The organism is Allobosea sp. Tri-44, assembly GCF_004123845.1.
GTDB lineage: Bacteria > Pseudomonadota > Alphaproteobacteria > Rhizobiales > Beijerinckiaceae > Allobosea.
Map to the genome: position 1 here is coordinate 178,691 of NZ_NBDP01000030.1, position 9,843 is coordinate 188,533.

Sequence of the window (9,843 nt, forward strand, 5' to 3'; positions counted from 1 at the left end):
CGATTTCCAACACATCATGGCGAGCCGGAGCGCGACGGGGCGCCACCGGTCGGGAGCCTTTGCCTTCAGATCATGGCGGAACTGACAGCCGAACAGGTGCAGCGCGGTCGCGGACCCGATCCGACCGTGCTGGCGCGCCGCAAGCTGATCAACCGCGAGGTCCGGTCGGCGCGCGAGAAGCTGACGTCCTCGACCGGGCTCCAGCGCGCCTTCGATTACGAACTCATCCGCGTCTTCGCAAAGTACCGGCTGAACGGGTCGGCCGGCACCCTGCTGCTCGCGTTCCTGGTCGCCGCCGCAGCCTGCGTCTGGGTGCCGTTCTACACGGTCTCGGGCTGGCTCTGCCTGGTGGTGCTGAGCACTGGCTTCACCGCGGTGCTGTGCCGGCGCTTCCTGGCCGAGCCCTCCGCCGCCGCGCGCGTCGCCTTCTGGCGCAAGCTCCTGCCCGCGGCCGAATTGCTGCACGGCCTGTCCTGGGCCCTGCTCGCGGGCCTCTTCATCGGCATCGATGCACCCGGCGCCCGCTTTTTCCTGATGACGGCGCTGCTGATCGTCAGCGCACTCACCGTCACGCTCGCGGCGGCGATCCCGATCGCGGTCTACTCCAGCCTCGTGCCGATCGTCGGCGCGATCGTTCTGTCCTTCAGCGGCCGCAGCGACATCGACAGCGTCACCATGCTGCTGATGGCGGCTTGCGCGCAGCTCTTCTTCATCTTCCTGACCAACAGGCTCTATTCGACCTCGGTCGAGACGATCGAGTTCCGGGCCGAGAAGGACGCGCTGATCGCCGAACTCGAAACCGCCAAGGCCAATTCCGACGAAGCCCGGCGCAAGGCGGAGGAAGCCAATCTCGCCAAGTCGCGCTTCCTGGCGACGATGAGCCATGAGCTGCGCACACCGCTCAACGCCATCCTCGGCTTCTCCGAGGTGATGAAGAACGAGGTTTTCGGGGCGCACGCCAACGCCTCCTACAAGGAGTACTCCGGCGACATCCATTCCTCGGGCCAGCACCTGCTCACACTGATCAACGAGATTCTCGACCTGTCGCGCATCGAATCCGGCAAATATGAGCTCAGCGAGGAGGCGATCAGTCTCGCCGGCATTGCCGACGATGCGGCGCACATGCTCAACCTGCGCGCCAAGGCCAAGAGCCAGACCATCCGCCAGGCGACAGAGCCCGAGCTGCCGCGGATCTGGGCCGATGAGCGCGCCATCCGCCAGGCCGTGCTGAACATTCTGGCGAATGCGATCAAGTTCACCCCGCAGGGCGGCGATATCTCGATCAAGGTCGGCTGGACCGCCACCGGCGGGCAATATGTCAGCATCACCGATACCGGCCCGGGCATCCCGGAGGACGAGATCCCGGTGGTGATGCAGACCTTCGGGCGCGGCTCGCTGGCGATCAAGACGGCCGAGCAGGGCTCGGGCCTGGGGCTGCCGATCGTCAAGGGGCTGGTCGACCTGCATGGCGGCGGCTTCCGCATCAAATCGGCGCCGCGCGCCGGCACCGAAGTGACGATCACGCTTCCCGCCGAGCGCGTCATGGACACGCTGCCGGCCTTGCCGCACCCGGGCGAGCGCTCCGCCGCGTAGCCCTAGAGTGCCCTTCTGAACACCGTATGTCCCGAACGGCTGGCGACACTGTCGTAGAGTTTTGCCGCCGTCGCATTGGCCACTTGCATGTGCCAGTAGACTCGAAAGGCTCCCTTGGCGCGGGCCAGATCGTAAAGCGATTCGACCAGCCGCCGGCCGACACCGCATCGACGGGCCCGCTCCGCCACGAACAGGTCGTTGAGAAAGCAGGCCGGCTTGTCCGACGATGTCACTGGATGAAGGACAGCGTGGACGATCCCAACGAGTCCACCGTCCTGTACCGCCACCAATGCCAGCATCGGGTCACCTGCCAGGACGCGCGCGAAGGTCGCCTCCGTGACCGCGGGCGGCGGCGGCGGTCCGCCGAATGGACCATGAGCATGGTAGCCGATCCACAGCTGCTCCCAGTCCGAGCGGTCGGCGGCCTCCAGCGGCCGAACAGCCAATTCGCCAGCATCTTCCGTCATCAGCCCGCTCGCCAGAAACCCAGCACTCGTGAGTACGTAGCCTCGCCTTGTCGCTAGGCGACCTTCGGCAGGACCGTCGTCCTGCTGCGCTCGGCCTCGACATCCTCCCACCAGTCACCGAGCGCATCGATCAACGGCACGAGGCGAAGTCCCTCTGCGGTCAGCTCGTAGTCGACCCGGCGCGGATAGCCGTCATGGTCGATCCGGTGGACGATGCCGGCAGCCTCCAGCTTGCGCAGCTCCAGCGCGAGCATGCGGTGCGAGACGGTCGGGTTGTCGCGCCGAAGCTCGCTGAAGCGCTTGGTTCCGTCCTTCAGATAGTAGAGCAACAAGGTCGGCCAGCGGCCGCTCAGCACCCGCATGACGCCTTCGATCGGGCAGTCGGACACGACGTCCTTCATGTTCCGTTCCGCCTGGTTACAAAAAAGTGCGTAATTTACTTAGGGGCCCGGATGACTAGGTTCCAGCCCGCTGCGCAGCGTTTCCCGACCCAAATGGAAAACGCAACATGGAACCGATCCTCGTTTATGGCTATCCGTCCGGCACTTCGATGGGCCTGGTCACGGCTCTCGAATGGCTTGGCCAGCCCTACAAGCTCAGCCGCGTCGATATGCTGGGTGAAATGCGCGAGCCGCCCTACAAGCGGATCAATGCGCGCGTCGAAACCCCGGTGCTGATCACCGATCAGGGCCGCCCGCTCACCGAGACGATGGCGATCGCCGCCTGGCTCGAAGCGCGCGATACCGAACGGCGGATCAGCTTCGACCCGCTCTCGCCCGAGGCCGACCGGATGCACCAGCTCATGGGCTTCCTCAACACCGGCTTCACCGGTGCCTTCTACCCGCTCTGGGCGGCGCTGGAGCTGCCCGAGCCCGATCCCGACTTCGAGGCGGCGCTGCGCCGTTTCGGGCGGGAGCGAGTGACCGAGCGCCATGACAGACTGGAGGAAATGCTCGACGGCGGAAGCTGGCTGGTCGGCGACAAGCATAGCCTCGCCGACGGGCTGCTCGCCGGCGTGGCGCGCTGGCTCGAATACCATGAGGTCGCCGAGCTCTCGCGCTGGCCGAAGCTGCAGGCGCTACGCCAGCAGGTCGAGGCCGATCCGGCGGTGATCTACGCAACGGCGCTCGAGAATGGCGAGACGCCGGCCGGCAGCGGCGCCTGCAAGGGTCATGTCTCGCTGGCCGAGGTCATCGAGCGCTACGGCGCCTGAAACGAGAAGGCGCGCCGGGTCGAATGCCCGGCGCGCCTTTCCAAGAGATTGTAGTTTGACGGCGGCTCTTAGGATATACATGTTCCGTGTATATCAATCGGGAGCTGGTCAATGCAGGTCGCACGCTGGGGCAACAGCCTCGCCATCAGAATTCCTGCGGCCGTCAGCGAGGCACTCTCGCTCAAGGAAGGCGATGACGTGGAAATCCGGATCGCGAACGACCGGACCTTCCTGATCGCGCGCGACGAGCGCAAACGGCGCGCGCTTGCCCGCATCCGCAGCCTGCGCAGGCCGCTCCCGCCGGGCTGGCGTTTCGATCGCGACGAGGCGAACAAGCGCACGCCGTGACGCGCAGCTTCCTAGACAGCAATGTGGTCGTCTACGCCTTCTGCGAAGATCCGCGTAACGCCTTGGCCGAGGAGTTGCTCGGCAGGGGCTGCGAGATCAGCGTCCAGGTCCTGAACGAGTTCGCCAATGTCGCGCGTCGCAAGCTCGGCTTCTCCTGGGCGGAGATCACTGACGCGGTCGAGGCGATCACGATACTGAGCCGCACCGTCCATCCGCTCGATCTCGCCACGCACCAGGAGGCTGTCCGGCTGGCCGAGCGGTACGGGTTCAGCCTCTACGACGCGCTGATCGTGGCGAGTGCGCTACGAGCGGGTTGTGCCGTGCTCTACAGCGAAGACATGCAGCACGGCCTGGTCATCGACGAGCGGCTGAGAATCGAGAATCCGTTCAAGGCGGAGTAAGCAGTCCCGCCGCTATCAGGCCTTCCCCGACACCTGTGCCTGCGCGAAGGTCGCCATGCCGGAATGCACGCCGGCCGCCGCCTTGACGAGGCCGGCGGCGAGCGCTGCACCAGTGCCCTCCCCGAGCCGCATGTCGAGCGCCAGCAAGGGCTGCTTGCCGAGCTTGACCAGCGCCTGCGCATGCGCGCCCTCGGCCGAGAGATGGCCGGCGAGGCAATGGTCGAGCGCCGACGGGTCGAGCGCATGCAGGATCGCGGCAGCGGCGGTGACGACATAGCCGTCTAGGATCACCGGGATGCGCTGCAAGCGGGCGGCGAGGATGGCACCGCAGATCGCCGCCATCTCGCGGCCGCCAAAGCGGCGCAGCACTTCGAGCGGATCACTCAGGTGATTGGCGTGGAGCTTCAGCCCGGCCTCGACCGCCGCGATCTTGCGCTTCAGGCCGTCATCGTCGACGCCGGTGCCACGGCCGCACCATTTGGCAGCGCCGCCGCCATAGAGCGCGGCGAAGATCGCCGCAGCCGAAGTCGTATTGCCGATGCCCATTTCGCCGAGCGCAAGCAGGTCGGCGCCACCGGCGAGCGCCTCCATACCGAAGGCCATGGTCGCGACGCAGGCGCGCTCGTCGAGCGCGTCTTCTTGCGTGAAGTCGCCGGTCGGCAGGTCGAGAGCGAGATCGAAGACCTTGAAGCCGAGATCATAGGCGGCGCAGATCTGGTTGATCGCCGCGCCGCCGGCGGCGAAGTTCTCCAGCATCTGGCGCGTGACCGCCTGCGGAAAAGCCGAGACGCCCTGGGCGACGACGCCGTGATTGCCGGCGAACACGCAGACCAGCGGCCGGTCGACGCGCGGCGGCGCCTTGCCCTGCCAGGCGGCGAGCCATTCGGCGATCTCCTCCAGCCGCCCGAGGCTGCCGGCCGGCTTGGTCAGTTCCTTGTCGCGGGCGCGCACGGTGTTCGCCGCCGCCATGTCGGGGCCTGGCATGCCGGCGATGAGGTTGCGGATATCGTCGAAGGGCAGGCCGGAGGCGGGCATCGCAGACATCTGAGGAGCCGATCTTGAAAGCCTAGGGAATCGAGCGGCATGAGGTCGCCGCCGCGTTGCCGCTGCTGCTATAGGCTGGAGCGGACGAAGACAATCCGAGGGCAGAGTGGCGCAAACCGACAGCGATGATGCGACGCAGGCGCCCACCTGGCCGGGCTGGCTGATCGCGACCGCGACCTGCATCCGCTTCTACTCGCGCCTGCCGGTGCCGGCGCTGCCGGGCGAGAGCGCGCATGCCCTGCCGGATTTCCGGCTGGTGCCGCGCGCTTTGCCCTTCGCGGCGCTGGTGATCGCGTTACCTGCTGCGCTGATCGCGCTGCTCGCGGGCCTTGCGGGTGTCGATGCGCTGCTGACGGCGGCGCTTACTGTGACCGCGCTCGTGCTGACGACGGGTGCCCTCCATGAGGACGGGATCGCCGACACGGCCGACGGGCTCTTCGGCGGACACACGCCGGAGCGGCGGCTGGAGATCATGAAGGACAGCCGCGTTGGCACCTTCGGGGCGCTGGCGCTCGGGCTCTCGCTGCTGCTGCGGGTGACGGCGCTCGCCGCGATCCTGCAAGGCGCCGGAGCGTGGGCGCTCGCCGCCACCGTGCTTGTCGCCGCGCCCTGGTCGCGCGTCGAAGGCATCCGTATCCTCGCCATGATCGAGCCGACCCGGCCAGACGGTGCCGCCGCCTCGGTCGGGCGGCCCGAGCGGTCGGTGTTGCCGGTCGCCTACGGTTTGTCGGGCGCCCTCGCCCTGCTTTTGATTGCCGCAGGCGCGCTTCCCCTCGCTGGCATCCTGCTTGGCCTCATGCTGTCAGCGCTGGCGACATACTGGCTGTCGCGCACCGCCATCAGCCTGATCAGCGGCCAGACAGGCGACATTCTCGGCGCAGCGCAGCAGCTCGGCGAGATCGCGATCTATCTCGGCCTCGCCATCGTCATCGGCTGGGGCGGGCGATGAGCGCAATCTCCAGCCCCTGCATCAAGGTCTGCGTGATCGATCCGGCGAGCAGGCTATGCCAGGGCTGCGGGCGGACCCTGCAGGAGATCGCGCAGTGGTCGCGGTTCTCGGAGGCGGAGCGGCTCGCTATCATGGCAACGCTGGACGAGCGGCTCAACCCTCCGCGAGGCGGGCAAGGCCCTCGCCGGTCAGCCTGAAGAAGACCTTCTCCGGCTGCGGCTTCGCGCCGAGGCTCTCGTAGAAGCGCAGCAGCCGCTCATTGTCGCGCGCCGCCGTCCAGTCGATCCGGCGAAGGCCGCGTGCAAGCGCCAGCCGCGCCAGTTCGGCGAGCAATGCCCGGCCGGCCCCGAGGCCACGGGCCGTTTCCGTGACGTAGATCTCTTTCAGGAAAAAGCCGGGCTTCAGGCCGGGACCTGGATAAATCGCCGAGAAGGCGGCGAAGCCGATGAGCCCGTCGCCATGCTCGGCGACGAGCAATTCGGTTCCCGCCGGCCGCTTCGCCAACCCGGCCCTGATCTCGGCATCCGGCGGACAGGGCACACCGTAATGCGCCTGCATCTCAGCCATCAAACCGGCGAGCGCCGGATGATCGGTCTCCCTGCAAGGGCGCACGGCAACCATGGTTCCCGCCCTCAGGAGATCAGCGACCAGAAGAAGCGGGCGCAGACGACCAGCAGGAAGATGCCGAAGGCGACCTCCAGCCGGCGCTTCGAGAGGTGGTGCGCCAGGCGCGCGCCGATCGGCGCCGTCCAGATCGAGGTCGGGATGAAGAGCAGGAAGCCGATGAAGGAGACATAGCCGAGCGAGAGCGGCGGCAGGATGTCCATCTTCGGCCAGCCGGCATAGATGTAGCCGAGCGCGCCGGGGATCGAGATCAGGATGCCGAGACCGGACGAGGTCGCCACCGCCTGATGGATCGGCCGACCATAGAAGGTCATGAACAGGCTGGAGAGCTGGCCGCCGCCGATGCCCATCAGCGACGAGAGCACGCCGATGATCAGGCCATAGATCCGCATCAGGAACGGCCGAGGCATATCGTCGCCGAACTTCCAGCGGTCGGAGGCGAAGAGCAGTCGCATCGCGCTGGTGAAGGCGACCGCGACGAAGACCGCCTTGAACAGGTCCGGCGGCGCATAGCGCGCGATCAGACTGCCGCCGAGCACGCCGAGCACGACCGGCGCCGCCCAGATCCTGATGATCGAGGTGTCGACCATGCCTTTGGCGAGATGGGCCCGGTAGGAGCGGATCGAGGTCGGGATGATCACCGCCAGCGAGGTGCCGACCACCAGCGGCATGCGCACCTCCTCCGGCACGCCGATCACCCGGAAGACCTCGTAGAGCACGGGCACGATGACGGCGCCGCCACCGACGCCGAACAGGCCGGCGAGCAATCCGGTGACGGCGCCGGCCGCGATCAGCGACACGGCGAGGAAGATCAGGTCGTTCAGGGGAATGCCGGCGATCATCATATACCAAGAGCAGGACAAGTCGGGCCGCTCTTAGGGCTTTGGCCGGAAAGGGCAAGGATCAGCCGGCAGGGCTGGCATGCGCGGGGGCGATTAGTGTCGCCAAGTCCGCTTCAGGGCGATGCAGACCTGTCCTTCGGTCGCGGCCGATCACGGCCTGACATAGGTCCAGCCCTTCTCCTGCAACTCGATAACCCGGACGACACCGGATTTCACCACCGACGCCTCAGGAATGAGCGCGATCTCCTTGTTCTCAGCCTTGCTCATATTGCCCTGGGTATTGCCGCAGGCCTTGAAGGAAATGGCCGGCGTGCTCGCCGTCATCGCCTTGATCCGCGCCTTCACCGGCGAGGTGTCGTCGCGCAGCATGTGCAGGCCGGGGCCGAAGGTGACGACCTCGATCTCCACCTTCTCGCCGAGATCCTGATAGTACTGCGCCACGTTCGCCGCATTGTTGAGCGCGAGATTCATCATCGCAGCCTCGTTCGTGTTCACCTGCAGGATGAGCCGGTGCGGCTTCCTTTCAGGCGCGGGCGGTGGCTTCGGCGCCTGGACCGAGCTCTGCTTCGTGCCCTGTGCGGCCGAGGGTGAAGTGGCGACGGACAGCACCACACCGACCGCCAGTGCTGTGCCGAGGAAATCCTTGAAGCTCATCATCATCGCATCCCGCCCATGGTTCGAGGACTATTCGCTACGTGGCCTGGCAAGGGTGCGCGGCCATTTGCAGGCTGCGGCGACCCTGTCCCGCGCCGCTTTCACGCCAGCGAGGGAAAAATACCCGTCATGGACAGCGCCGGCGCGCGTCGTGAGACGGATGGCGATGCCGCCCTCGCCGGGGAGCGACAATAGGAGGCCGACGACATCGCCCCTGAATGCGACGCCGCTTCCGAACGAAGGCCGGCCCGCTGCGACCTGCACGGGTTGGCTGCCGTCGAGGCGATAGGTCAGGCCATATTCGCCGTTGCCTTCGGAGAGCGCCGGCCCGCCGACAATCATCTCCGTCCGGCCGCCGCGGCAGTGAATGGAGAGTTGCTTCACAGAGCCGTTGGCATTGCCTTCGGCGAAGGCGGTGGCGGTGACGATCGGCGTGTAGTCGACTGGAGAGGTGGTCTCGCTGATGACCCAGCCTCCGGCATCGCCCACCTGGCGTGCGGGCACCGTCACGGGCTGTGGCAACTTGTTCAGGCAGGCAGGCCGCTCCGCCGGATCGAGCAGCGAGCAGGCGCGAAGCTGCGCCATCGGATCGGACGCGCCCTGCGCGAAGGCGATCCTGCTCGCAATCTCGAAGGCGACGGAGAGCATGATCAGTTTCATCGGCTCGCCGCACGTTGCGCCTGCGCCTTGCGATCCAGCCATTCCTGCGCCGCCGGGAAGCGGTCGAGGCCGGGAACGGTCGCGGCGAGATTGATCGACTTCCATTTCGCGTCGAAGCCGGGGCCCTGCAGCTTCTCGATACGGCTGAACAGGGTGTCGACGAAGCGGGCGACGCGCTCATAGCGATTGGTCTGCGGAGCCCAGTTGAACGCGACCAGAGCAGTCGGCACCGCGATCGTCGACACCCGCTCGCCCGCCTTGATCAGGCCGGGATACTCGCCGGCCTCCAGCACCGCCGGCAGGTAGTAGTCCTCGAACTTGCTGTCATACGGCACCGACAGGAATTTGAAGCCGGGCTCGAAGCGGCCGCGCACGAATGCATCGACCGGTTTCGAGGTGATGAAGACGACGGCCGCCATCTCGCCCTTGCGCATCTGTTCGAGTGCGACCTGATGGGGAATGAAGGTGTTTTCCGCGTTGACGCCGAGACGGCTGAAGATCATCGGACCCGAATAGGCGGCCGCGGTGCCAAGGGTGTTGAAATTCACCTTCTTGCCGGCAAGGTCCTGCAGGTTCTGGATCTCAGGCCGCACGAAAACATGCAGCTCCGAGGGGAAGAGGTTGAGCACATAGGTGATCTTGCGCCGGATCTGCGGGACCTGAGCCTTGTACTCTTCCAAGGCATCGGAGTTGATGATCGCCGTGTCGATGCCGCGCAGATAGAGCAGCGAGTTCAGGTTCTCCGTGGCGCCGCGGGTGACGATCGGCAGCACATGCAGATTGGACCCGTCGTCGACGACGCGGGCCATCTCGGCGCCGAGGCGCAGCGGTGCGCCCTCGATCAACCCCGCGGCGAGGCCGACGGTCCAGGCATTCATCTTCTCCTGCTCAGTCGGTGGCGGGCGGATGCGTCGTGGCGAGGCGGCGCTCGCGGCGTTCATCTGGGCTGTCTGCGCCTGCAGACTGGCGGGCTCGAGCGCTGGAACAAGCCCGGCCAGCGCGATCAGCAGGAGCAGGTGTCGTCCCCTAGACATGGTCATTCTCTGAT

Annotated in this window: 14 protein-coding genes; 6 read left to right on the forward strand and 8 right to left on the reverse strand. The window is 66.6% G+C overall.

The genetic code is table 11. The annotated features are described in order from the left end of the window. The first annotated feature begins 72 nt into the window (after positions 1-72). Entirely contained in the window at positions 73-1,593 is a 1,521-nt protein-coding gene (locus tag B6S44_RS17315; protein ID WP_129158132.1) for a sensor histidine kinase, read from the forward strand. Positions 1,594-1,595: 2 nt separating this feature from the next. Here B6S44_RS17315 and B6S44_RS17320 read toward each other — a convergent pair whose 3' ends face one another. Both B6S44_RS17320 and B6S44_RS17325 read right to left on the reverse strand, forming a co-directional pair. Beyond that, positions 1,596-2,060, reverse strand: a complete 465-nt coding sequence (locus tag B6S44_RS17320) for a GNAT family N-acetyltransferase (protein WP_129158133.1) — start codon at positions 2,058-2,060, stop codon at positions 1,596-1,598. Between the two features lie 53 nt (positions 2,061-2,113). Continuing rightward, entirely contained in the window at positions 2,114-2,461 is a 348-nt protein-coding gene (locus tag B6S44_RS17325) for a winged helix-turn-helix transcriptional regulator (RefSeq protein ID WP_129158134.1), read from the reverse strand. A 107-nt stretch (positions 2,462-2,568) separates the two neighbouring features. Here B6S44_RS17325 and B6S44_RS17330 point away from each other — a divergent pair, with 107 nt between their 5' ends. The 3 genes from B6S44_RS17330 to B6S44_RS17340 all read left to right on the forward strand — a co-directional run bounded on the left by B6S44_RS17330 (position 2,569) and on the right by B6S44_RS17340 (position 4,022). Then, entirely contained in the window at positions 2,569-3,273 is a 705-nt protein-coding gene (locus B6S44_RS17330) for a glutathione S-transferase family protein (protein ID WP_129158135.1), read from the forward strand. A 111-nt stretch (positions 3,274-3,384) separates the two neighbouring features. Next, positions 3,385-3,621, forward strand: a complete 237-nt coding sequence (locus tag B6S44_RS17335) for an AbrB/MazE/SpoVT family DNA-binding domain-containing protein (protein WP_129158136.1) — start codon at positions 3,385-3,387, stop codon at positions 3,619-3,621. Further along, positions 3,618-4,022, forward strand: coding sequence for a PIN domain-containing protein (locus B6S44_RS17340; protein WP_129158137.1), 405 nt, complete (start codon positions 3,618-3,620; stop codon positions 4,020-4,022). The genes B6S44_RS17335 and B6S44_RS17340 overlap by 4 nt, the downstream gene beginning before the upstream one ends. A 15-nt stretch (positions 4,023-4,037) precedes the next feature. On the opposite strand, the gene cobT is transcribed toward B6S44_RS17340, so the two are convergent. Beyond that, positions 4,038-5,057 carry a nicotinate-nucleotide--dimethylbenzimidazole phosphoribosyltransferase gene (gene cobT, locus B6S44_RS17345; protein ID WP_465246130.1) on the reverse strand — a complete coding sequence of 340 codons (1,020 nt, stop codon included), beginning with the start codon at positions 5,055-5,057 and terminating at the stop codon, positions 4,038-4,040. 115 nt (positions 5,058-5,172) lie between these two features. On the opposite strand from cobT, the gene B6S44_RS17350 reads away from it, so the two are divergent. Together B6S44_RS17350 and B6S44_RS17355 are read left to right on the forward strand one after the other, a co-directional pair. Next, positions 5,173-6,015 carry an adenosylcobinamide-GDP ribazoletransferase gene (locus B6S44_RS17350; protein WP_129158139.1) on the forward strand — a complete coding sequence of 281 codons (843 nt, stop codon included), beginning with the start codon at positions 5,173-5,175 and terminating at the stop codon, positions 6,013-6,015. Next, positions 6,012-6,212, forward strand: a complete 201-nt coding sequence (locus tag B6S44_RS17355) for a DUF1289 domain-containing protein (RefSeq protein ID WP_129158140.1) — start codon at positions 6,012-6,014, stop codon at positions 6,210-6,212. Before B6S44_RS17350 ends, B6S44_RS17355 begins: the two co-directional genes overlap by 4 nt. Here the strand turns inward: B6S44_RS17355 and B6S44_RS17360 are convergent. The 5 genes from B6S44_RS17360 to B6S44_RS17380 form a co-directional block, all read right to left on the reverse strand. Continuing rightward, positions 6,169-6,636, reverse strand: a complete 468-nt coding sequence (locus B6S44_RS17360; protein WP_129158141.1) for a GNAT family N-acetyltransferase — start codon at positions 6,634-6,636, stop codon at positions 6,169-6,171. The two genes, B6S44_RS17355 and B6S44_RS17360, sit on opposite strands and share 44 nt — an antisense overlap. An 11-nt stretch (positions 6,637-6,647) precedes the next feature. After that, complete coding sequence (locus B6S44_RS17365) at positions 6,648-7,481, reverse strand: sulfite exporter TauE/SafE family protein (protein ID WP_129158844.1); 834 nt, start codon at positions 7,479-7,481, stop codon at positions 6,648-6,650. A gap of 150 nt (positions 7,482-7,631) precedes the next feature. Beyond that, positions 7,632-8,141 (reverse strand): DsrE family protein, encoded by a 510-nt coding sequence (locus B6S44_RS17370; RefSeq protein ID WP_129158142.1) that lies wholly within the window; start codon positions 8,139-8,141, stop codon positions 7,632-7,634. Between the two features lie 24 nt (positions 8,142-8,165). Then, positions 8,166-8,795 (reverse strand): hypothetical protein, encoded by a 630-nt coding sequence (locus B6S44_RS17375; protein WP_129158143.1) that lies wholly within the window; start codon positions 8,793-8,795, stop codon positions 8,166-8,168. Continuing rightward, positions 8,792-9,835, reverse strand: a complete 1,044-nt coding sequence (locus B6S44_RS17380) for a TAXI family TRAP transporter solute-binding subunit (RefSeq protein WP_465246121.1) — start codon at positions 9,833-9,835, stop codon at positions 8,792-8,794. Before B6S44_RS17380 ends, B6S44_RS17375 begins: the two co-directional genes overlap by 4 nt. Positions 9,836-9,843 lie beyond the last annotated feature (8 nt).